Origin of the sequence: Dendronalium phyllosphericum CENA369 (assembly GCF_016056275.1) — a bacterium.
GTDB lineage: Bacteria > Cyanobacteriota > Cyanobacteriia > Cyanobacteriales > Nostocaceae > Dendronalium > Dendronalium phyllosphericum.
In genome coordinates this window covers 3,133-26,568 of the sequence record NZ_JAECZA010000002.1, presented here as the reverse complement: position 1 = coordinate 26,568, position 23,436 = coordinate 3,133, and the positions used below count along the sequence as shown (strand labels likewise).

Sequence of the window (23,436 nt, the reverse complement as noted above, 5' to 3'; positions counted from 1 at the left end):
GAACAGCTATGTATGTACTTATTGGTGGAGCGGGCTTAGTGGGCTTAAGTTTAGCGCAAAAACTGGTAGAACTGGGGCATACTGTTGCTGTGATTGACATCGATCCTACCGCTTGCCGCTATGCCCGCGAACAAGTGGGAGCAATGGCTTTTGAAGGTAGCGCTGTGAGTACAGAAGTCTTGTTAGAAGCAGGGATTCGCAAAGCTGACTCCTTAGCGGCTGTTCTCCGCAGCGATGCTTTAAACTTGGCGATGGTGACTCTCGCTAAACACTACGGCGCACCCCATATTCTGACTCGTATGCGCCACCCCGATTTTGCCGAACCGCTGAGTCTAGCAGGAGCCAATCATATCATTAGTACTGTCGATCTAGCAGTTTCAACGATGGTGAATGCGATCGAATATCCTCAAGTAGAATCGATGATGCATTTTGAGCAAGGACAGATTGAAGTGTTAAAACTTTCTATCCCCAATAATTGCTATGTTGTTGGTCGTAGCATTGCCGAAATTGCTCAAAATTCAATGTTTCCTAGTGGCTCTTTAATTATTGGCTATCAACCCCACCCCCACGAAGATTTGATGATTCCTAATGGTAGTACGGTAGTGGAACCAAACTCGACTGTGCTAATGGTGACAAAACCAGGGTCTTTACATCAAGTTATCGATTTTATTCAAGGTTGTAAATAGAAGGCAGGAGGCAGGAGGCAGGAGGCAGTCCCGATGAAAAAATTTTCATCGCGATGCATAAAAATGGGACTGGGAACTAGAAACTAGTATTTTTACTCAGCACTCAGCTATATCAATCATCTTCTAGTTGAAGTAATTGTTCGTCAAGGGTTTGGATGCGCGATCGCACTATTTCTTCTGAGAGAATTCGCTTACGCAGTGCTTCATTGAGCGCTCCTTTTTCTGCTAGTAATAAACGGCGGCGGATGGCTTCGAGTTTACTAAGATTACTATTTTTGCTTTTCAAATCCTCTGGACGGCGATTATATAATTCCCGCAATGCCTTTTCGGCTGCTGCGATGCGGACTTGATAACCCGAACGCATCTCTTCATAGACAGCTTTTGGCAATACCCCAGACCGCAACAAGCTATCTAATTCATCCTGTGCTGCTTTACCTGTCATCAGTTGAGCTTGCAATTCTTCAACTTGCTGTTGAGCTTCTGAAAATTGAGATAATTTTAAGCGTTTTACCAGCCAAGGCAAGCTTAAACCCTGACCGACTAATGATATTAGCACGCTGCCGAAAACTAAAGTGATGAAATATTCTCGTCCTGGTAGTGTGGTAGGTAAGCTCAACGCTAAAGCCATGGAGAGCGAACCTTTGATGTTGCCTAAAAAGAGTAAATGTTGCCAAGGCAATGGAATTGGGCGGTCAATCCAACGAGCCACAGCCATCAGCGGATAGACTGAAAGAATTCGCCCCACTTGATAAGCCAAAACTGTCAGTAGAATTGCAGGTAAAGTCCTCAAAAGCATTAATGGGTTTATTTGTAAACCAATTAGTAGAAAAATAAAGGTGTTAACACTAAAACTGGCATATTCCCAAAAACTGAGTAAGGTAATGCGATTAGAAGCGGAAGTATCCCGAAAAAGCCCAAAATTACCGAAAATTAAGCCTGCTACAACTACAGCCACAGCACCTGAGACATGCAGAAATTCTCCGACTTGAAAAGTTCCTAATGCTACTGCCACAGTCAGTAAAAGACTGCTCAGGGGATCGTCTAAACGGGCAAATATAGGTATGCTCAAGTAGCCTAAGACTAACCCCAAAAGGCAGCCTCCTAAAGCGATAAATAGCAGTTGTTCGATTCCCTGTAATAAGGTGAGCGAACCTGTGGAATATATTTGCGAAATTAGATTAAACGAAACTAAAGCAGCAGCATCATTAAATAAAGTTTCTCCTTCAACGATGGTTGAAAGCCGGGAAGGTACAGGTATATCTTTAAAGACAGCAATCATGGAAATTGTATCAGTGTTCGCTAGGATTACTGCTACAAACACAGCGGGTATCCAAGCTAGCCCCAGTTCAAATTTCAAGAGAACGGCAATAATCACAGACGAAAGTATAGCTCCAGGGCCGGCCAAAAGGGCAATAGGTTTGAATGTGCTTCGCAGGCGGCTAATATCTGTATTAATACCAGCTTCAAAGATCAGAATCGGTAAGAAAAGATTCAAAACTAATGAAGGATCTAAACCAATGCGACGAGACAATAACTCAGTAATTGGTAATCCAGCCAACACTAAACCCGTAACATAGGGAATATGAAGCCGCCGGGATAGCAAGGCTACAGCAGTGGCAATCAGCAGGAGAATAATGGAAATATTAACTAATTCAGCAACATTCACTTTGATTGGGGAAAGTTATTTTGACTTTGCGAGAAATTCTCACCTTACTCATGCTACATTAGCAGCCTTAAGGCTTGATTTCAGGTATTTGGCAAGAATGTAGAATCAAGGCTTACCAAAACTAGTGGTCTGTCCCATTAGTTGTGAATGATATGGGGACGCGGGGAATTTTAAAGCTAGCAAAATTAATGCGATAGTCCAGTAGGGGTGAAAAGAATAATGTATTTTTGTACGCCCTGCCCTGACATCAATTGGCTTCAAGACCCGATTAGTTTTCCCTATACCCTACTCCCTACCCCCCACACCCTTCTGATTGACTGAGCGATCGCAAATATTCAGCATACTTGGTTTAATCAAACTCTCACAATTTTGGAAAATAATAGATTAAGTGGGGTATCACAAAACTCACTTAATTTCCTCATTTGCTCTCGGAAAATATGACTCATCCTTTCCTTGAACGCTTGCGTAGTCCAGATAGCCCAGTTATCGTATTTGATGGGGCGATGGGAACGAACTTACAAACGCAAAACCTCACCGCTGATGATTTCGGCGGGCCGCAGTATGAAGGTTGTAATGAATACTTAGTCCATACCAAACCCGAAGCTGTCGCTAAGGTTCACCGCGACTTTCTCGCTGCGGGTGCGGATGTGATTGAAACGGATACTTTTGGGAGTACGTCGATTGTACTAGCAGAATATGACTTGGCAGACCAAGCCTACTACCTCAGCAAAACAGCCGCAGAACTAGCAAAGCGTGTCGCGGCTGAATTCTCGACTCCCGAAAAGCCTCGGTTTGTGGCGGGTTCCATTGGCCCGACAACCAAGCTGCCAACTTTGGGACACATTGACTTTGACACAATGAAAGCATCTTTTGCCGAACAAGCCCAGGCGCTGTGGGATGGTGGTGTCGATTTATTTATTGTCGAAACTTGCCAAGATGTGCTGCAAATTAAAGCAGCGCTAAATGGGATTGCAGAAGTCTTTGCCAAGAAGGGCGATCGCCGTCCGGTGATGGTGTCTGTAACAATGGAAAGCATGGGTACAATGCTGGTAGGGACAGAAATCAGCGCAGTACTGACAATTTTAGAACCTTATCAAATTGATATTCTCGGTCTCAACTGTGCCACTGGCCCAGACTTGATGAAACCACATATCAAGTATCTGGCAGAACATTCACCTTTTATTGTTTCCTGTATTCCAAATGCGGGTTTACCTGAAAATGTCGGCGGTCAAGCTTACTACCGTCTAACGCCGACAGAATTACGCATGGCGTTGATGCACTTTGTTGAAGATTTGGGTGTCCAAGTGATTGGGGGTTGCTGTGGGACGCGTCCAGAACACATTCAACAATTGGCAGAAATCGCCAAAGACCTCAAGCCAAAAGTTAGACAGCCTAGTTTAGAACCAGCAGCAGCATCAATTTACACCACTCAACCTTACGACCAAGATAATTCTTTCTTGATTGTTGGCGAACGTCTCAACGCCAGTGGTTCCAAGAAATGCCGCGAATTGCTGAATGCCGAAGATTGGGACGGACTGGTGTCAATGGCTAGGGCGCAAGTCAAAGAAGGCGCACATATTCTCGATGTTAACGTCGATTATGTGGGACGCGACGGCGTGCGAGATATGCACGAGTTGGTTTCGCGGATAGTAAATAATGTTACATTGCCATTGATGCTCGACTCCACAGAATGGGAAAAGATGGAGGCGGGTTTAAAGGTGGCTGGGGGTAAGTGTTTGCTAAACTCCACCAACTACGAAGATGGGGAACCGCGTTTTCTGAAAGTCTTGGAGTTGGCGAAAAAGTACGGTGCTGGTGTAGTCATTGGTACTATCGATGAAGATGGCATGGCGAGGACAGCCGAGAAAAAGTTTGCGATCGCCCAGCGCGCTTACCGTCAAGCGATAGAATACGGTATCCCGGCTACTGAAGTATTTTTTGATACCCTGGCTTTACCAATTTCTACTGGAATTGAAGAAGACCGAGAAAATGCCAAGGCAACAATTGCAGCCATTCGCCAGATTCGTCAAGAATTGCCAGGAAGCCATGTAATTTTGGGTGTATCCAATGTTTCCTTTGGTTTGAACCCGGCGGCGCGAATCGTCCTCAACTCAATGTTTTTGCACGAGGCGACGACAGCAGGAATGGATGCAGCCATTGTTAGTGCTAGCAAAATTCTACCGCTGTCCAAAATTGAGGAACGGCATCAAGAAGTTTGTCTGCAACTGATTTACGATGAGCGGAAATTTGAAGGAGATGTCTGCGTTTACGATCCCTTAGCAGAAATTACCACATTATTTGCGGGAGTATCGACAAAACGCGATCGCGGTGTGGATGAAAGTCTACCTATCGAAGAACGCCTGAAGCGCCATATTATCGATGGCGAACGCATCGGTTTAGAACAACAGCTAGCAAAAGCTTTAGAACAATATCCTCCCTTGGAGATTATCAACACTTTCCTACTGGATGGGATGAAAGTTGTCGGGGAGTTATTTGGTTCGGGAAAAATGCAGCTACCCTTCGTCTTGCAGTCTGCGGAAACCATGAAGGCGGCGGTGGCATATTTAGAACCGTTCATGGAAAAATCAGAAGCAGGCAATAATGCTAAGGGGACGGTGGTAATCGCTACAGTCAAAGGTGATGTCCACGATATTGGTAAAAACTTGGTGGATATTATCTTGTCGAACAACGGCTACAAGGTGATTAACCTGGGGATTAAGCAACCAGTGGAAAATATTATCCAAGCTTACCAGCAGCACAAAGCTGATTGTATTGCCATGAGTGGTTTGTTGGTGAAATCCACTGCTTTTATGAAAGAGAATTTGGAGGTATTCAACGAAAAAGGCATTACCGCCCCAGTAATTTTAGGTGGTGCGGCGCTAACTCCCAAGTTTGTCAGTCAAGATTGCCAAAACACCTATAAAGGTAAAGTTGTTTATGGTAGAGATGCCTTTTCTGACTTGCACTTCATGGATAAACTAATGCCAGCAAAAGTTGCTGGTAAATGGAATGATTTCCAAGGATTTGTCGATGAATTCGTTGAAGAATCCCAAAACGGACATCAGGAAGTAGTTGAGAAACATAAGGCTAAAAAAGAAAAATCTGCTGAACCCAAGGAAGTAGATACAAGGCGTTCGGAAGCTGTAGCCTTAGATATCGAACGTCCGACACCGCCTTTCTGGGAAACCAAGTTGTTACAGCCTAGTGATATTCCTTTAGAAGAAATATTCTGCTACTTGGATTTGCAAGCTTTAATTGCTGGACAGTGGCAATTCCGCAAACCAAAAGAGCAATCTAAGGAAGAATATCAGGCTTTCTTGAATGAGAAAGTATATCCAGTTTTGGAAAACTGGAAGCAGCGAATTGTTGCAGAAAATCTGTTGCAACCCCAGGTGATTTATGGGTATTTTCCTTGTCAAGCTGAGGGGAATTCTCTACACATATATGATTTTGAAAAGCGATCGCAGCAGGTTGCAAGTTTTGAGTTTCCCAGACAGAAATCGGCAAAAAGGCTGTGTATAGCAGATTTCTTTGCACCGAAGCAGTCGGGGTTAATTGATGTCTTCCCAATGCAAGCGGTAACTGTAGGGGAAATTGCCACAGAGTTTGCCCAAAAGCTGTTTGCCGATAATCAATACACAGATTATTTGTATTTCCACGGCTTGGCGGTGCAAATAGCGGAAGCATTAGCTGAGTGGACACACGCTAGGATTCGTCGGGAGTTGGGTTTAACTGCTGAAGAACCGGATAATATTCGGGATATTTTGGCACAGCGCTATCGTGGCTCGCGGTATAGTTTTGGGTATCCGGCTTGTCCGAATATTCAGGATCAATACAAGCAGTTGGAGTTGTTGGGAACTGACAGAATTAACCTGCATATGGATGAAAGCGAACAGCTTTATCCAGAACAATCTACAACAGCGATTATTACTTACCATCCAGTAGCGAAGTACTTCAACACGTAATACCAATTCGTAATTCGTGAGGCAGTTGCCGTCTTGGCGCTTTGCGTCGATGGCAAACTGCCGTTAGCGCAGCGTTAGCGAGGTACGAGCGTCACCCGAAGGGTAATTCGTAATTAAGAAATTCGGATACGATCTGGATTTAGGGGTTTGAATGTGTTGCCCTTGTTTGGCGAATTGGGATAACTTCTTGAGCTAGTGGAAATAGAAGAGGGGGAAGGTTAAAGGGATAGTTTTTCCCACCTTCTACCTCTTTACAAGTTATAATCGCGATTTTGCAGTAAGTTAGCGATCGCTTCTACTAAGCGAGCTGGTTCTACTGGTTTGGCAATATGCTTGTTAAATCCGGCTGTTAGTACTTGTTGTTCGTTCATTTCTCCAGCATAGGCGGTAAGGGCGATCGCGGGAATTTGCCCTCCCTGTTCTGGTGGTAGAGTTCTTACCTGTCGTATTAACATACAGCCATCAACTTCTGGCATCCCAATATCGCTTAACAACACATCTGGTAGGGACTGGCTTAAAGCAGCTAAGACCTCAGTTGCTGATGTTACTGCTGTTACATATGCGCCATACTGTTCTAGCAAAAAGGCAATGAATTCTCGCGTATCCGCATCATCATCGACGATTAAAATCTTGACACCATTTAAATTTGCAGTTGGTTCAAAATCTTCACTATCGAGTTTGCTTTCTGATAAATCTTTGAGCAGCGGTAGCCTGACGCTAAAAGTTGCCCCTTGATTTTCGCCTAAGCTTTCTGCTTTGACTGTACCTCCATGCAGTTCGACTAAGTGACGGACAATCGCTAACCCTAACCCCAGCCCGCCAAACTTTCTAGTAGTGGTACTGTTTTCTTGACGAAAGTAGTCAAATACATAAGGCAGAAAATTCGGGTCAATGCCTTTACCTGTATCATTAACAGTTATCTGGGCTTGAGTAGCGATTTTTTCGAGTCGGATATCTACTCGTCCGCCTTCGGGTGTAAACTTCACGGCATTTGAAAGCAGATTCCAAACGATTTGCTGCAATCTACTAGAATCACCTACAACTTTCCCAATATTTGGTTCTAGCGCTGGATGTATTTGAATGGACTTAGCCTCTGCTGACAGGCGTACCGTTTCCATTGCTGCCGAAATCACCAATGTGAGATCGACGGGAGAACTATTCAAGCTGAGTTTGCCTTGGAGAATCCGGGAGATATCGAGTAAGTCTTCGATTAGTTGAGCTTGTAGCTTGGCATTGCGCTCAATGGTCTTGAGTGCTTGCGAAATTGTTTTTTCATCGAGTTTTTTAGTTTGGAGTAGCTTCGACCATCCAAGAATTGGGTTGAGTGGCGATCGCAATTCATGGGAAAGCACTGCTAAAAATTCATCTTTAATTCGGTTGGCAGTTTCGGCAACTTCCCGTGCTGTCTGCTCGGCTTCATACAGGCGGGCGCGTTCCATCGCTTGGGCGCACTGCTGTGCTAGCGATCGCACAAAGGCGCGGTCGTGCTGGCTAAATTCAGGCATTTCGGCAAAAGCTAGGGACATGCCACCTACAGTTCGTCCTTCAATTGTTAAGGGAATTGAAATCCAACTGTCATAGTTGTATCGAGCATAGGCGTAAGCTAGATGTGAGTAACGAGTTGTCCTAGTTGTTGTCGGCTCTTGCCACACAGGTTCTCCCGTTCTGACGGCTTCTGCTAGGGGTACGGGTGCATTAATCGAAAATCGCCGCCATAACTCTATTAGTTCCGGTTGATGGCCAACAGCCCGAATAATTTCCAATTCTGTGCCACTTTCTGTTACTAATGCCACTAAAGCAGAACTAGCCCCCAAAGCTGCCATCCCTTGCTCGACAATTACCTCAGCTACCTGTGCTACACTTAGAGATTGCGAAAGTGCGGCAGTTAAAGCTTGCAGACGGGCAGTCCGAGCCGCAGCTAGAACAGCAGCTTGTTGCGATCGCTGTGCTTGCGCGAATAGTTGAGCGTTATCAACGGCTATGGCAGCACGGCGAGCCACATCCTCAGCTAACATCAAATCGTTATGGTTGTAGCGACGACCCGAAGAAGATACTAAAGTTATCGCTCCCAGTATTCGTTCGCGGATCGTCAGCAATACAAACATCGCAGATTTAGGAGCTAGCTGTTGTAATAGTTGTAGATGCTCGGCATCACAGGTTGCTGCTTGCATCTGTTGCTCGGAAATGTCATGGTTAATTTGTGACTTTCTCGATTGGATTACCCGACCAACACCTCCAGCTTGGTTTAAATCTGGGGGATAATTTTTTAATTGTTCTACCAATTTTTGTTTCGAGGCATCGGCGTGAGCTGTTGCTACCCGACGAACTGATTGATTGTCAGCAATAATATCAACTACACACCAATCAGCAATTTCTGGCACTACCAACTGTGCCAAACTGGTAAAGGTGGTTTCGTAGTCGAGCGATGCAGCCAAAATACTAGTAGCTTGAGCCAAAAAGCGCTGCTTGTCTTCTTCGCGTTTGCGATCGGTAATATCCCTAGCAGCTGCCTGCATCTCGATAATTTCTCTAGTTTGGGAGTCGCGGATAGCTCGAATGGTTGATTCTAGCCAAATGTAATGTCCGTCTTTGCGTTGAGCTCGATGAGTAACGGTGAAGATGTCTGGCAAATTCGCATCAATTGGATACTTTTTCACAATTTCAGCTAGATCGTCTGGATGAACCAATTCACTGCTAGGACGAGCTATTAGTTCTTTCGGTTTGTATCCTAATAATGTGTAGCAGGCTGGTGAGATATACAGCAAAATTCCATCTACTGTATGACGCGAAATAATATCAGTGGAATTTTCTGCCAGCAGCCGAAAACCTGCTTCATTTTCTCGTAGCGCTGCTTCTGCTTGTTTGCGGCGATTAATGTTGCGGAAATAAAGGGCTAACCCTGTGGGAGAAGGATAGGCGCGGACAGCAAACCATGCCGCAAATGGTGGATAGTAATCTTCTAGTTCTAGCGGTACTCCTTCGGCAACTGCTCTTTGATAAAGTTGACCAAAGCTGGTTTCGGTTAGTTCGGGAAACTCTTGCCATAAATTCTTGCCCAGCAGTTCCTCGCCAGAACGCCCTAAAGTTCTGCTGCCTTCGTGATTGAGGTAAGTAAAATGCCATTCGCGGTCAAAAGCGAGAAAACCATCGCTAATACTTTCTAAGATATTAGTAATTTGTTCTTTGGCCGCTTCCGCCTCAACACGGGCTGCTTGTTCGCGCTCAAGTAAGTTTTCGCGCTCGGCATCAGCAAGCTTGCGTTCTGTGATTTCTTCGCAGATTGCACCTACCCAAGTAATGTTACCCGGTAGTTTAATTGGATAGTAAGTCACCGACCAATACCGCTTTTTGCCTGGGGCTGCGGGTGTTTCGCCACTGGCTTCTTGGGCGATCGCGGATTGTCCTGTCTCAGCTACACGACGGAAGGCAGCTATCACCTCAGCACCAATTCCAGGCAGCACCTCCGCAACAGTCTTACCAATATGTGCTGCTTGGGGCAAACCGTTAATTTCAGCTAAAGCATCATTCAATCTCACATATCGGAGTTTTTCATCCCAGATGCCAATGCCTATAGGTGCGTTATTCACAAGCGTATCAAGCAAAGTATTACTTGCTACTAAGCGGGTTCGCTCGATTTCTAGTTGCGCTAACAGCTGTTCGCGTTCTATCTCGGCTTGCTTGCGTTCGCTAATATCTACGCACATCCCTACCCATTCACAAAGTTGGCCTGTGTCGTCGAGTATGGGTACGCCGCGAGCGACTACGTAACGATATTCACCGTCATACCGTCGTAGCCGATACTCGCCAGATACGTGAGTGCGGTTAAAAAACCCCTGTTTCCAAACAGCAAGCATGGATGTGCGGTCTTCTGGGTGCAGGGCATTAACCCAACCCCACTGTTTATATTGTTCGAGAGTTTGTCCGGTAAATGCCTGCCAAGTGGGAATTTCTTCTACAATGCTACCGTGAGGTGATGCTGTCCAGACGATGGACGTAGTTGCCTCTGCCAACGAACGGTAGCGAGCTTCACTTTTGCGTAATAATGACTCTGTTTGCTTTTGCTCGACGAATTGACCGATTTGAGTTGCGATCGCCTTCATCACTTGCAGCAAATCAAAGTCAGGCTCTGGCATTTCCCGGCTGAAAAACTCAATCACACCTAAAATCTTATTGCCCGCCTGAAGCGGAAATCCAATGGCGGCGCGTTCCTGGCTCCAAACAAATTGACCGCTGGCCCAAACCTGACCGGGTAAGCCTTCACCAAAGGCAAAGCTTGAGCGTTGGTAAAAGGTGGGAAAATCTTCTAGTTTAAAGGAGGAGGAACGCCAACTGCTGATGCAGTGCAGAGAATTAGTTTGATGGTCTACACTCCAGATTCTACCAACTTGCCATCCTAAACTTTCGCATAGAGCTTGCAAAATACTAGGAATGGCATTGCTAAACGCGATCGCTTCTGCAAGAATCCGGGTGACTGCATACTGTGCTGCTAAAAGTTGTTGGGTACGTTTGTACTGAGTAATATCCTTAGTTAAGATTGATACGCCTTTGTGTGAGGGATAGATACGCTTTTCCAACCAAAGATGCCGTTTGGCATCGAAATACTCAAACTGCACGGTGACTTGCTCTGCAACAGCTCGATGCAACTCAGCAGCAAGTTGGCTATTGACTGTTTCCGGAAACAACTCCCAAATACTTTTACCTAAAAAGTCTTGTTTATCGATCTGGGCTAGTTCGGCTAGTTTGTCATTGACATAGACGTAGCGCCATTCACAATCCAACATCACAAAACCATCGCAGATCCTAGCCAAGACCTGTTCGATGTCTTCGGGAATAATTCCCCAAACTTCAGCACTCACAGTTTCTGTCCTTATGCTTAAAAGTATTTGGCTAATAGCTCCTCACCAGCCTCTCCCATCTGATGGAGTAACTCTTGAATCTGTTTCATAGCCAGTGGCGAAGGTTGCGTCCGTCCGTTTTCCCAACGATTTATGCTATGAAACGAAACTCCCAACATCGTTGCCAGCTTTACTTGTGACAGATTCAGGTGTTGCCGAGTCTCACGAACTAACTGGGCAACTCTTGGCTGTTCGATTGCAGGCATAAGGTAATTATATTTTTAATTTTTTCTAGCTTATGGACTATAGCAGCTGCTATATATCGAAATACATCCATCTAAGGATATAAAACTTGTGAACAGGGTGTAGGGGATAGGGTGTGGGGTGTAGGGAGTAGGGAAATTAAGCCACCCACAAGGGGGAGCCAGTCTCGTGGGCGGGTTTCCCACGCCACTTGCCACAACGGGGGGAACCCCCTTTCGGGTGACGCTCGCAGGCTCGCTAACGCTGCGCTTCTCTCCGCAGCACTGATTCACCGCAAGGCAGTGGCTCGACTTGAGAGAACTGGCGTTGGGGTTTCAACCTTCCTTGCAATATAAGGATTTTTTGTCCACGAGGGGGAGAAACGGTGACACAGAGATATTTATTGAATGAATTTTAAGAGCGTCCCCGCGTCTCCGTGTCCCCGCGTCAGCTTATCTTAGTGCCATTCACCCAAAACTAAAGTTTTATTTCATCCCCCACACCCCACACCCTGCACCCCACACCCTGTTTTCTGTAACGGTAGCTTGACTGTAAAAGTTGCGCCTTGTCCTTCTCCGGGACTTTCTGCCTGAACTGTACCGCCGTGAAGTTCTACTAAATGACGCACAATTGCCAGTCCTAAACCCAGTCCGCCAAATATCCTGGTTGTCTTAGTATTTGCTTGCCGGAAATAATCAAAAACGTAAGGCAAAAATTCCGGGCTAATTCCCTTACCTGTATCAATAATTTGGATTTGGGCATAATTGTCAGTTGTTTGTTGTACTTTGCAATCAACTGCTGCCGCGTCTACGTTATCCTTCATCGCCGATCGCTGACTGCTGACTACTGACAATTGCACCTCTATTTGTCCCCCTGTGGGTGTAAACTTAACAGCATTCGAGAGTAGATTCCAGATTACTTGTTGCAAGCGATCGCTATCGCCTAGCACTGGGGCGAGATCGTTGCTGAGTGCTGTGTGAATTTGAATTGACTTAGCTGCTGCTGCTAAACCCACCGTTTCTAGGGCGGCAGCAATTGGAGTTCTTAAATCCACCTCACCAACATTTAAACTCAGTTGACCTCGTAAAATCCGCGAAACATCAAGTAGGTCGTCAATTAGTTGAGTTTGTAACTTGGCATTGCGCTCAATTGTTTCCAGCGCCCGACTTCTAGCAGTTTCATCAAAATTGCGAGTTCGCAGTAACTTTGCCCACCCCATGATGGGATTGAGGGGAGTTCTTAACTCATGGGAAAGAATGGCGAGGAATTCATCTTTAACGCGGTTGGCTGTCTCAGCCTGGGCCCGTGCGGTCTGTTCTGCTTCGTAAAGTTGAGCGCGGGCGATCGCTTGGGCACACAACTGCCCTAGAGTCAACATAAATCTCCGGTCTTGTTCGTTAAATGTTTGAAAAGTAGCAAAGTTTAATCCTAGTGCCCCAATCGCTTTTCCTTCTTGGATTAAAGGAATACAAGCGTGAGCAAAATGCCCGTGTTTAGCTGGAATATCAGCTAAATTGGGATATCTTGCGATCCAAGCTGTTTTATTTTCGACAAAGATCGGTTGTCCGGTTTGTACTGTTTCCGCAGACGGGCCAGCAATAGTCAAAGGATAATTTGTCCAGGCATCTACAGTTGATTGCGGATAGCCGACTGCTTGCACAATCTTTAGAGAAGTACCTCGCTCATCTAAAAGCAGAACAGAACCCGCTTTCGCTCCCAAGGCGGCAATTCCTTGCTTCACAACTACTTCAGCTACCTGCTGGGGAGTTAATGCTTCATTCAGGGCAGCGGTGATTTTTTGTAAAAGCGCTGTGCGGGTGACAGCTTGTTCGGCTGCTTGTTTAGCTTTTTGAGCTTCTTGGTAGAGTCGGGCGTTATCAATTGCTGTCGCCGCCCGACGAGCAATATCTTCTGCTAAGGCTAAATCAGCTTGTTCGTAGTGACGACATGAATCGACTGTGACAAAAGAAATCGCTCCGAATACTTGTCCGCGAGAACGGAGTGGAATCACCATAAAAGAAACAATTCCGATGTTTCGCAGTTGCCGTAAATATTCTGCTTCTTGGCTGTCTCCTCCAAGAGAGTCAGAATCAGCATAAAAAATCGATTGTCCTTGGCGCAACTTCTGCAAAAAAGGATGCTGTCCGCCGACTAGGGAAGGAAAACGCTCTCGTAATTTGAGGAGAATATGCCGTTTTGTCGGGTCAGCTGTGGCGATCGCAATTTGTTGAATTGAGCTATCTTCTCTAAAAATATCTACAATACACCAGTCAGCTAAGGTAGGAACTGCCATATTCGCTACGCTAGCGAGGGTGATTTTATAGTCCAAAGAGGCAGCGAGTGAGGCGCTGGTTTCAACTAAAAATTGTTGTGCTGCTTGCGCTCGTTTGCGTTGGCTGATATCTTCAATAATGCCTAAGGCATACTTCGGCTGTCCGTTAGCATCGCACACTACCGATGCAGTTAAGTTTACCCAAACAATAGAACCATCTTTACGGATGTAGCGCTTTTCTAGAGAATAACCCTTAATTTCCTTAGCTAATACTCGTTGAGCTTGCGTCCAATCGGCTTCTAAGTCATCAGGGTGAGTAATTTCCTCAAAGTTCATCTGGGTTAATTCTTGATGACTGTAGCCAGTAATCTCACATAGGGCAGGATTAATCTGAAGAAATCGCCCATCTAATGCGACTTGGGTGATGCCTACAGTTGCTTGGTCAAACATTGCCTGAAATCTTTCTTCGCTCTCGCGTAAGGCAACTTCTACTTGCTTGAGCGCTGTGACTTCTGCCAAAATAATCCCCACTCCTACTGTTTCTCCCAGTGCATCGCGGACTGGATAATAGTTACCCAACCAGTAACCGTAACGTCTGGGTTGCTCTTTCGTCTCACCGCTGATTTCCACATTCAGCAGAGGTTCTCCCGTATCTAAAACGCGCTGTAACTGTGGTTCAAATTCAGCTGTCATCTTGGGTAAGACTTCTGGAAATTTGCGTCCGAGATGCTGTTCGACGCTCAAACCGTTCATATCAGCAAAGGCCTGATTGATCCGGATATATCGCAGTTCCCGATCTAAAAAACAGACGGCGACGGGGGCTGCTGCTAGCAAGGCATCAAGCAGAGATAGCGATTCGGCGTAATGCAATAAAGTCTGATGAATATCTTGATAAAGTTGAGCATTTTCAATTGCTAAGGCAGCACGCTGGGCAATATTCTTTGCTAAAGCTAGGTCGCGTTCGCTGTAACGACGAGCTGATTGGGCGCTGACAAACGTGATGCTGCCAAGTACTTGTCCTCGTGTTACTAACGGCACAATCATTACAGACTCTATCCCCATTTGGCGAACGACTTGTAAGTGTTCGTTATTTCGAGTTATTGCTACTAGTAATGAGTCAGATACTTCTGGGATTAATTCGCTTTGCCCGGTTTGCATTACTTTCGCAATTGGAGTTGCACCTTTAGGATCTGGTGCATATTGTTGCAGTTGAAGTGCCAGATCGGCTTTTGATGGGTCTGCGTGGGCAACGCTGAGGCGACAAATGGAACCATCTGCGTTTAAAATTTCGACGCTACACCAATCAGCTAGTTGGGGAACTGAGATTTTACTAATCTGTTTTAAAGTTTCTTCGTAATCTAGTGATGTAGAGAGGGTACTATTAATTTCGGCGATGCATTGTAGCGCTTCCTCAGCTTCGTGCAATGCTTGCTTGGTTTGTTTTAGTTGCTTAATATCTATTTCTGTTTCTCGTTTGATATCGCTAATATTTACGGCTACAGAGGTAATGCCTTGAATGCTATTTTCTGCATCCTTGAGCGGTTCAACTCGCACGTAGTAACGGGTTTCTTCATCCAGCGTTACACAAACCTCTTCACGAGTTGAAACACCTTTTTGCACTACTCCTTGCTTGATTGCCGTCAATTGTTCTGCTATTGGCGTGGGGAATAATTCATAGTCAGACTTGCCTAGTGTTTGCTCAGTAGTTTCTGTATTCTGAGGATTGTAAATCCATTGATAAAGCAAATCTCGATCCTGCTGAGAGACAATGATATCTAAACTGCTTAATGCCGATCGCAAGAGTTCTTCACTCACTTTCAGCTTCTTGAGATTCACCTCTACTTGCTGTTTAGCAGTTCTCAATACCTCAAATAAAAGGCTCAAGAGCAATCCTTGCGAAATAAACAATTCGACTCGCAGAAGATCGCGGGGGTGGAAATTTAGGTTATACGTTGGAGCAAGAAAAAAGTAATCGCTGAGTAGAACTGATAATAAAACTGCTAAAATACCTGACTTTAAACCTCCATACCAAGCACTCACGATTACGGTGCTAAAAAACACCAAAAAAGGAGTTCTGCTAATGTTCAGCCACGGGTCTAGTACCAGCATCAACACTAGCGTTAATGCAACAATTAATACAGTACTTCCATAGCTTCGTAATGTAGAATAGTTAATATAAAGCATGAAAAATAAACTTGAAAATTTAGAACAACCAATGCTTTTCAAGGGGATTAATCGTACATTAAGCTAGTTTGCAAATTTTAGTAATTTATCTTCAGATAGATTTATACGTAACTTTAAAAATACTTTAGCTAGAGGCTACTTCTTGATTCTATTGGTATTTTATATTAAGTAATTAAGATAATTTGCAATAGCAATTTGTTGTTAAATTTGCAAATAATTATTTGAATAGAGGCAAATAAATAAGATTTACCGCAGGTGAGAACACATTTAAGGCAGTGCGGTATTTAGGAATTTACCTATGAGCCATAGCTATAGCCAAGTCAGAAATCAAAATATATTTCAGTAACCAGCGATCGCTGAGAAAGAATTTTTGATTAACATCAAACAATGTGGATAGAAAAAATCATCAATTTAAATTAACGTATTTATTCTGATTTCACAAAAAATTCTTGAATGCAATCTCACCAAACAAAGGATAAAGCACCAAGAAGTATTTACAAGTTTCATCCAATGCTCTTGTGCAATTGTGCTACTAATTTATCGATATGTTGCGCTTGGTGAGTTGCCATCAAAGATATTCTTAACCGACTTGTTGGCACTGTAGGAGGACGAATCGCTGGTGCAAAAATTCCAGCTTTTGTAAGTTCCTTGCTAACTCGCAGCGCCTCTGTAGCACTTAGCAATTGCAAACAAAGTATAGGTGATTCTGAAGGTAGCAGTTTCAGGTTTGGTAACTGTTGTTGCAGTAACTGTTTTAAATAATTTAAATTTCGCCACAATTTTAGCCGCCGTTGTGGTTCTTGTTGCACTATCTCAATCGCTGCTAGTGCTGCGGCTGTATCTGCGGGAGATAGTGCAGTTGTGTAGATCCAAGTGGGGGCGCGATTTCGCAAAAAATCAATTAAGGAGGCGCTTCCTGCCACGTAACCCCCCAAACTACCCAAGGCTTTACTCAAAGTACCAATTTGAATTAACTGCCTTCCCGTACACCCCAAATGTTCGACACATCCTGCGCCAGTTTTTCCTAATACTCCAGTGGCATGAGCTTCATCTACGAGCAGCATACAGTTAAACTCATCAGCCAGATCCAACAATGGTAGTAAAGGACATAAATCGCCATCCATACTGAAAACACTATCAGTCAGAATCAAACAGCGTCGGTAGTGCTGTCGTTGCTGACTTAACTGTGCTTTCAGTGCTGCAACATCACAGTGGGGATATTCGATAACTTTTGCACCACTGAGAATTGCCCCGTTTTTCAGACTCGAATGGTTGTAGCGATCGCTTAAAATTAAATCGCGTTTACCCACCAAAGCCGTAATTGCACCCAAATTCGCCAGATACCCGGAACTAAATACCAGCGCATCTTCTGTTTGCTTGAGAGATGCGATCGCTTCTTCTAACTTTTTGTGTAATTCTCGATGTCCGCTGAGTAATCGAGAACCAGTACTACCAGTACCACATTCTTGAATAGCAGCGATCGCCGCCTGTATCAAGCGTTCATCCCCAGCCAATCCCAAATAGTCATTACTGGCAAAATTAATTACCTCTTGCCCGGCTAAAAGTACCGTTGCACCCGATTTTCCGTGGATTGTCTGTACCGAACGATACCAATCTGCCCGATGAATAGTTGCCAAAGATTCTTCTATCCAAGCATAAGGGTCAGTCATGGGAGGATGGGGGCAGAGGGGCAGAGGGGAAAAATTATAAATAACTAAATCAATAATGGCTATTTACAACTGACAACTGACCGTTGTACAGACGCGTGTACGCTCGGAAGAGCGGTGAGGGAGTCGCAATCTTGGCGGTTCCCGTCGATTGTGAACTCTCGAACCCGGAGGGCTTCTCGTAAGAGTATAATCGCGTCTCTACTGACCAACTTCGCTGCTGCTGAGATGGGCGATCGCTTGTTTGATCCAGTCTTCCACATAGGCATCTTTCGGTAGTCCGATGTCTTCGCTAACCACATGCAAGGCGTGACTAACTTCATGGGCAGTATATCCCAAGGCAAAGAGAGTCATTTGCACTTCTTCGAGAATTCCCGGTGCTGGGCCGCCTGTGGCGACGAAGAAGCCTGCTGATTTGCGCCACTCGATTAACTTGCTTTTTAATTCTAAACAGATGCGTTCTGCGGTTTTTTTGCCAACACCTGGGGCTTGAATTAAGACTTGGGTGTTAGCTGCAATAATTGCTTGAACTAAATCTGGCAATTCTAAAGTGTCCAACAAAGCGATCGCTAAAGCTGCGCCAATACCGCTAACAGTCAACAATTGGCGAAATAAATCGCGTTCTGCTGGCGAAGCAAAGCCATATAGTAACGGCACTTCATCACGAATTTGGAAATGGGTAAAAATTTGCGCGACTCCTCCTGAATCAGGTAACTGCTGTGCTAAACGTTGCGGAATTTGCAAATCATACCCCAATCCATTCACTTCTAAAGTCAAAACAACGCGATTACCGCTAATTGTTTGAATACCTGCGACGATTCCTTTGAGATAGCTAATCATAAGAAACCAAAATATTTTAATCCTTCCAGAATTCCACCCGCACAAAAATTTTGTGCTAAGTAACGATGGTCGGCAGGATGCTCGTTGTGCCACTGGAGTAACTCTTTTCGAGCATTTCCGACTATGATTCCCCTTTCATTGCCTACAGCAAATAAAGCAATATCATTACCTGAATCACCGCAGACAATTGTTTGTTCGGCTGCAAATTTCCACTTTTGGCGCAGAAATTGCATTGCTTGACCTTTATCGCTGGTAAGGGGTACAATGTCAAGGTCTATTTCGCTACTATAAATTAACTTTACATTTAATTTATTTTTTTGTAACTCTGTTTCAAGCCGTGGTAAAATTCCTGCTACAGATTGTTGAAGGAAGAAGCTGACTTTGAAAGGACGCTGTTCTGAGTCTGGTTGCGGCTCTAACTCCGGAAATTTTTCAGTAATAGATAAGATAGTTTCGCGGTTCCAGCCAGGAGAGAGGATTTCTGACCAGCTGGAATCTGCATTCTCAGGGCCATTGAGGTAAATTTCTGTACCCACAGCCAGAACAAGAGCATCTGGTTGCAAGAGATTTTTTTTTACTTTAAGTTCTTGGTAAAGTTGAGGCGATCGCCCAGTAGAATAAACAATCTTAGTGCCGAATTCTTGACGATGTTGACTTAGCAATTCATTCAGCTTCGGTAAAGCGTCGTCATTTCCCACAGTGCGATATACGAGGGTATCATCCAGGTCGGTTACAAAAAGAAATGGTTTCATAATTTTGATTAACTCAAGTTAGTAGTTGCCAAAATACCTGAAAATATCAAAACGGGCCAAATGTTAAGATGCGTAAACTAATTCTCGCTCGTGCAATCCGAGTTAACTTACCAGATTTTGGCTCTTATGTATTCGTACTAATGTAATAATCCTTTCGCAAATAAAAAAATAACCAGACTTTTTCATCTGGTAAAAAGTAAACGAGTCATTTATTTTCCACAAAAAGTAGAACTTTAAAACCTTGTGGCACTTCAATATTATTCATCGCTCAAAGTTTCAATCAACAAATCTACTTGTTGCTGTCGCTGCTGCAAAAAACTTTCACACTGACGCAAATACTCAACAGCTTTGGCAAATCGCTCGAAAACCTCTTCCAATTCCAACTCACCCGCCTCAATCCGAGCGATAATTTCCTCTATTTCGACAACCTTTGCTTCATAATTCCAACCTTCCATCGAATCAGAATTAGAAGCACTCTTACGTTTAACCATGCAAAACTTGGTGTCCTTGGCGGTTAGTTTATTTTCATATTTACTTTAACCTCCACGATACAATCAATTTAACCATCTCTAGCACTTGCGATCGTGGTTAACACCTCCCCACAACATTCGACTCCAAGCAATCCTTCATATATTCCGCCTCTTGAAAGTGGCGATCGCCTCACGCGTCCGGAATTTGAGCGTCGCTACAATGCCATGCCTAATCTCAAGAAAGCCGAACTGATTGAAGGAGTCGTTTACGTGGCATCACCTTTGCGCTTTGAACCCCACGCCGAACCGCATGGTAATTTAATGGGCTGGTTGTGGTCTTATAAAATTGCAACGCCTGGTGTCAGATTAGGTGATAATCCAACTGTGCGGTTAGATTTAGATAACGAACCCCAGCCTGATGCCATTTTATTAATCGATGCAGCTTGTGGCGGATTGTCTTATATCGGTGTTGATGGTTACGTAGAAGGTGCGCCAGAATTAGTAGCGGAAGTTGCCGCAAGTAGTGCTAGCAAAGATTTACACGAGAAAAAACGCGCCTACCGTCGCAATGGCATCCAGGAATATATTGTTTGGCAGGTTTTTGAAAGTACTGTGAGTTGGTTCAGCTTGCAGGATGGTGAATATGTAGCGCTCTCACCAGATGCGTCAGGGATAATTCAAAGTCAAGTATTTCCAGGATTGTGGCTGGATGTCTCAGCATTAGTTGCGGGAAATATGCAACAGGTGTTGGCAGTATTGCAAAAAGGGCTAGCTTCAGATGAACATCAAGCGTTTGTTCAGCAATTGAACAATAGCTGATAAAGTGCTGAGTGCTGAGTGCTGAGTAGAAAGCCAATTTTTTCAAGGTTTTGAGCAATCAACAATGTCCTAACTGTCTTGGCGGTTGCTATACTTTAACGTGAGTCCGAGATTAGGATACTGAAGCATAGCGATTGCATTTGTTATTTCGGCGATTGCATTTGTTATTTCGGCGATTGCATTTGTTATTTCTGCGAACTCATTTGCTATTTTGGCGAACGCATTTGTTATTTCTGCGATCGCATTTGTTATTTCGGCGATCGCATTTGTTATTTCTGCGAACTCATTTGCTATTTCGGCGATTGCATTTGCTATTTTGGCGAACCCATTTGTTATTTCGGCGAACGCATTTGTTATTTCGGCGAACTCATTTGTTATTTTGGCGATCGCTAGTTCAATTCTCATCTAATGAAAAGCGGGCATCATTTCAAGCTATGCGATCGCCTCTGGAGTGAGAAAAGTCTATTTACCAGAGGGAAGCTTTAGTTCGATGTTTAATTTGTTCCCTATTTCCATAACATTGTTTGCAAAGTCTGTCATACCTGCGATCGGGGCAGCAGCTACACTAGCAGCAGTTAGTAAAGCTAGTAGACGCTTTTTGAGTTTGGGTAAATTGCGTTCTTTTTCTGGCTTTTGAATTTCTGCTTCTACATCATCAATATCAATGATGATGTCTTCGCGGGTAATGTCTTTGCTGATTGCTTCCGGGAATTGGGCGGCAGTTTGGCGCAGGTTGCCGATTAGTTGCAGAATTTCGCTGATGTTTGCGCCGCTTGTTTGGTTGAAGTTAGAGGCTTGCTGTCTGGCGTTGTCTTTGACTTGGTTGGCAAAGTTGCCGATGTTTGCGCCTTGAAGGTTGTTTGTGAATTGAGGATTTTCTGACACAGCATTTGCCTCGGCTTTATTATTATTATTAATTTTAATTTCTCTGCTGACAGCTAGTTTAGCAATATCTCGCATATCTTCGTATGCAGTCCTATCATCTAAATCATTATCTCTTTTTTGTGATTTTCGACGCGATTCTAATGATTCATAGCCATCTAAAAGTTGACGCAAATCGAGTTTTAATTTTAGTTTGCCAATGGTGATTGTGCTTTCACCCATTGCCTCAAGTCCTAGAAGTTCTTGGTAGTCAAGGGGCGGATGTTTGGGATGGTTGGGGACGGGAACCCATTCGGTGATTTCGAGATTGGGAAGACTTTTGTGAATTTTTTGGAAGACATCGCGGAGGATGCCGAGAAATAAGCGGCGGGTTTCTTTATGTCCGCTAATGGTGATGAAGATTTTTTTGTCTTCGGGATCTGCTTTGATGCGAGCGATGTTATAGATTTCGTTGTTTTCTTGATATTGCAGCATTACGCCACTGCGCCAATAGATTTGGTTATGAATTTTTTCGTGGGTGATGACTATGAAGCGGGAGATGATGCTTTCGGGGAGAACTTTGTAATGGTATTGAAATTCCAAGGTTTCGTCGTCAAGTTCTGTTTCGTCTGGTTGGTCTTTAGGCAAAAGTCCCGGAATCAGAAATTGTGGTGGGTAACATTCTAGTGCAAAGCAAAGCTCAAATTCTTTCATCAGCCCGATCAGATAGTCGTGACGCTTGGTGGGGTATCGCTCTGGATTGAGGATGCGGGTGAGATCGGTGGGGGTGAAAATGCCTTTGGTTTCAGTTTTGAGGTTTTCATCGCTCAGGAGCGCGTAAATGCCTTCTGTCACCCAGTTGGGTTTGAGGACGTTGGTATCTTTGAGGATGGGATGATCGCGGAAGTTGAGAACTAAGCCGAGTCGATGCAGCAAGTCGATTAGTTGCTCTTGGTTTTGTTCTTCGGGAATCTCTTTTTGGTGGCAGATGCCGATGTAGCGGTTGTAGCTGATGAAGTCTTCAGTCATGGATTCGAGTTTTTGTTTAACCTCAAACCATGTCAGGGGTAGAAGGTCGTAGACTTCTTTGAGGTTGGCGATTTGCTGCAAAATTGCGGTGCGAAGTTCATCAATGCCGATATTGTCTTGGCAGGAGGTTTCGATTATCGCTTGGATGTTAGGATATTTTTCGCGTAATGCTTTGCGGTTGATGTCGAGGGGTTGTTCGTCTTTTTTGTTGCCAACGATAATCACGGGGGACTGTCCGCCGAAGCTTTCGATTAGTTTCAGCCAATATTCGATGCGGTTTTCTTCTTCGCTGGTGCGACAATTACAAACGAGGAGATAGAGGCTGCGCTTAGTCAGAAAAAACTGATGGGTGGCATGATAAATTTCCTGTCCGCCAAAGTCCCAAACATTCAGGCGGATGTCTTTGCTATTGACCTGCACGTTCCAAGTTTCTACATTGAGTCCGTCGGTTTGGGGTTGATTTTTATCATATTCATTGCGGATTAGTCGCTTGATGAGGGATGTTTTGCCGACGCTACCTTGTCCGATAAGCAAGAGTTTGGCTTCGTTGAGTGGACGCACTTCACCGCTACGGAGTAATTGCAAGTAATTGAAAATGTCTTTAACTGAACCAACATTATTAGAAGATCCTAAAATCTCTGGTGAAATAGGAAGCGGATTTCCCCGTAAATCTAGTTGTTTCAATTTCGGCAAACTTTCGAGCGCCTCTGGAATCTGGGTTATTTGGTTGCGACTGAGGTCAAGCTGCGTCAGATTGGTTAAATTAGCGAGCGCCTCTGGAATCTGGGTTATTTGGTTGTGACTGAGGTCAAGCTGCGTAAGATTGGTTAAATTAGCGAGCGCCTCTGGAATCTGGGTTATTTGGTTGAATCTGAGGTCAAGCTCCCTCAGATTTGTTAATTGCGCGATTGCTTCTGGAATCTGGGTTATTTGGTTGTAACTGAGGTCAAGCTTCCTCAGATTGGTTAATTTAGCGATCGCATCTGATATTTTAGTGATTTGGTTATCAAAAAGATTAAGCTGCGTCAAATTGGTTAAATCAGCGAAAGCCTCTGGAATCTGGGTTATTTGGTTGGATCTGAGGTCAAGCTCCCTCAGATTGGTTAATTTAGCGATCGCATCTGATATTTTAGTGATTTGGTTATCA

The 23,436-nt window shown here is 44.3% G+C and carries 13 protein-coding genes; 3 read left to right on the top strand and 10 right to left on the bottom strand.

Annotated features, from left to right (window positions below; all coding sequences use genetic code 11):
• Positions 1 to 8: 8 nt before the first annotated feature.
• Positions 9 to 686 (top strand): potassium channel family protein, encoded by a 678-nt coding sequence (locus tag I8752_RS01125; protein ID WP_214430488.1) that lies wholly within the window; start codon positions 9 to 11, stop codon positions 684 to 686.
• 112 nt (positions 687 to 798) lie between these two features.
• Here the strand turns inward: I8752_RS01125 and I8752_RS01120 are convergent, their stop codons facing one another.
• Positions 799 to 2,352, bottom strand: a complete 1,554-nt coding sequence (locus tag I8752_RS01120) for a cation:proton antiporter (RefSeq protein WP_214430487.1) — start codon at positions 2,350 to 2,352, stop codon at positions 799 to 801.
• 437 nt (positions 2,353 to 2,789) lie between these two features.
• Here I8752_RS01120 and metH point away from each other — a divergent pair, with 437 nt between their 5' ends.
• On the top strand, positions 2,790 to 6,317 hold the full coding sequence (gene metH / locus I8752_RS01115; protein ID WP_214430486.1) for a methionine synthase: 3,528 nt from the start codon (positions 2,790 to 2,792) through the stop codon (positions 6,315 to 6,317).
• A gap of 251 nt (positions 6,318 to 6,568) precedes the next feature.
• Here the strand turns inward: metH and I8752_RS01110 are convergent, their stop codons facing one another.
• From I8752_RS01110 to xseB, 7 genes are all read right to left on the bottom strand, one after another.
• Entirely contained in the window at positions 6,569 to 11,173 is a 4,605-nt protein-coding gene (locus I8752_RS01110) for a PAS domain S-box protein (protein WP_214430485.1), read from the bottom strand.
• Positions 11,174 to 11,190: 17 nt separating this feature from the next.
• On the bottom strand, positions 11,191 to 11,418 hold the full coding sequence (locus I8752_RS01105) for a helix-turn-helix domain-containing protein (RefSeq protein WP_214430484.1): 228 nt from the start codon (positions 11,416 to 11,418) through the stop codon (positions 11,191 to 11,193).
• Between the two features lie 467 nt (positions 11,419 to 11,885).
• Positions 11,886 to 15,851 carry a PAS domain S-box protein gene (locus tag I8752_RS01100; RefSeq protein WP_214430483.1) on the bottom strand — a complete coding sequence of 1,322 codons (3,966 nt, stop codon included), beginning with the start codon at positions 15,849 to 15,851 and terminating at the stop codon, positions 11,886 to 11,888.
• Positions 15,852 to 16,354: 503 nt separating this feature from the next.
• A complete protein-coding gene (gene bioF, locus I8752_RS01095; protein WP_214430482.1) occupies positions 16,355 to 17,521 on the bottom strand; it encodes an 8-amino-7-oxononanoate synthase in 1,167 nt (388 codons plus the stop codon).
• A 198-nt stretch (positions 17,522 to 17,719) separates the two neighbouring features.
• A complete protein-coding gene (gene ruvA / locus I8752_RS01090) occupies positions 17,720 to 18,358 on the bottom strand; it encodes a Holliday junction branch migration protein RuvA (protein WP_214430481.1) in 639 nt (212 codons plus the stop codon).
• Positions 18,355 to 19,110, bottom strand: a complete 756-nt coding sequence (locus I8752_RS01085; protein ID WP_214430480.1) for a sucrose-phosphate phosphatase — start codon at positions 19,108 to 19,110, stop codon at positions 18,355 to 18,357. Before I8752_RS01085 ends, ruvA begins: the two co-directional genes overlap by 4 nt.
• A gap of 257 nt (positions 19,111 to 19,367) precedes the next feature.
• Complete coding sequence (gene xseB / locus I8752_RS01080) at positions 19,368 to 19,601, bottom strand: exodeoxyribonuclease VII small subunit (protein WP_214430479.1); 234 nt, start codon at positions 19,599 to 19,601, stop codon at positions 19,368 to 19,370.
• A 93-nt stretch (positions 19,602 to 19,694) separates the two neighbouring features.
• On the opposite strand from xseB, the gene I8752_RS01075 reads away from it, so the two are divergent.
• The gene (locus I8752_RS01075; protein ID WP_214430478.1) at positions 19,695 to 20,399 is read left to right on the top strand and encodes a Uma2 family endonuclease; all 705 of its coding nucleotides are present in this window, start codon (positions 19,695 to 19,697) and stop codon (positions 20,397 to 20,399) included.
• Positions 20,400 to 20,468: 69 nt separating this feature from the next.
• Here I8752_RS01075 and I8752_RS01070 read toward each other — a convergent pair whose 3' ends face one another.
• Together I8752_RS01070 and I8752_RS01065 are read right to left on the bottom strand one after the other, a co-directional pair.
• The gene (locus I8752_RS01070; RefSeq protein ID WP_214430477.1) at positions 20,469 to 20,804 is read right to left on the bottom strand and encodes a hypothetical protein; all 336 of its coding nucleotides are present in this window, start codon (positions 20,802 to 20,804) and stop codon (positions 20,469 to 20,471) included.
• A 57-nt stretch (positions 20,805 to 20,861) separates the two neighbouring features.
• Positions 20,862 to 23,436: COR domain-containing protein (locus tag I8752_RS01065; protein ID WP_214430476.1), on the bottom strand; the 2,575-nt coding region annotated here is incomplete at its 5' end.

Excerpts from the sequence above, each read along its gene's own strand:
- ruvA (WP_214430481.1), bottom strand. The coding sequence starts at position 18,358 with ATGATTAGCTATCTCAAAGGAATCGTCGCAGGTATTCAAACAATTAGC.
- xseB (WP_214430479.1), bottom strand. The coding sequence starts at position 19,601 with ATGGTTAAACGTAAGAGTGCTTCTAATTCTGATTCGATGGAAGGTTGG.
- I8752_RS01125 (WP_214430488.1), top strand. The coding sequence starts at position 9 with ATGTATGTACTTATTGGTGGAGCGGGCTTAGTGGGCTTAAGTTTAGCG.
- bioF (WP_214430482.1), bottom strand. The coding sequence starts at position 17,521 with ATGACTGACCCTTATGCTTGGATAGAAGAATCTTTGGCAACTATTCAT.
- I8752_RS01105 (WP_214430484.1), bottom strand. The coding sequence starts at position 11,418 with ATGCCTGCAATCGAACAGCCAAGAGTTGCCCAGTTAGTTCGTGAGACT.
- I8752_RS01070 (WP_214430477.1), bottom strand. The coding sequence starts at position 20,804 with ATGAGAATTGAACTAGCGATCGCCAAAATAACAAATGAGTTCGCCGAA.
- I8752_RS01100 (WP_214430483.1), bottom strand. The coding sequence starts at position 15,851 with ATGCTTTATATTAACTATTCTACATTACGAAGCTATGGAAGTACTGTA.
- I8752_RS01085 (WP_214430480.1), bottom strand. The coding sequence starts at position 19,110 with ATGAAACCATTTCTTTTTGTAACCGACCTGGATGATACCCTCGTATAT.
- metH (WP_214430486.1), top strand. The coding sequence starts at position 2,790 with ATGACTCATCCTTTCCTTGAACGCTTGCGTAGTCCAGATAGCCCAGTT.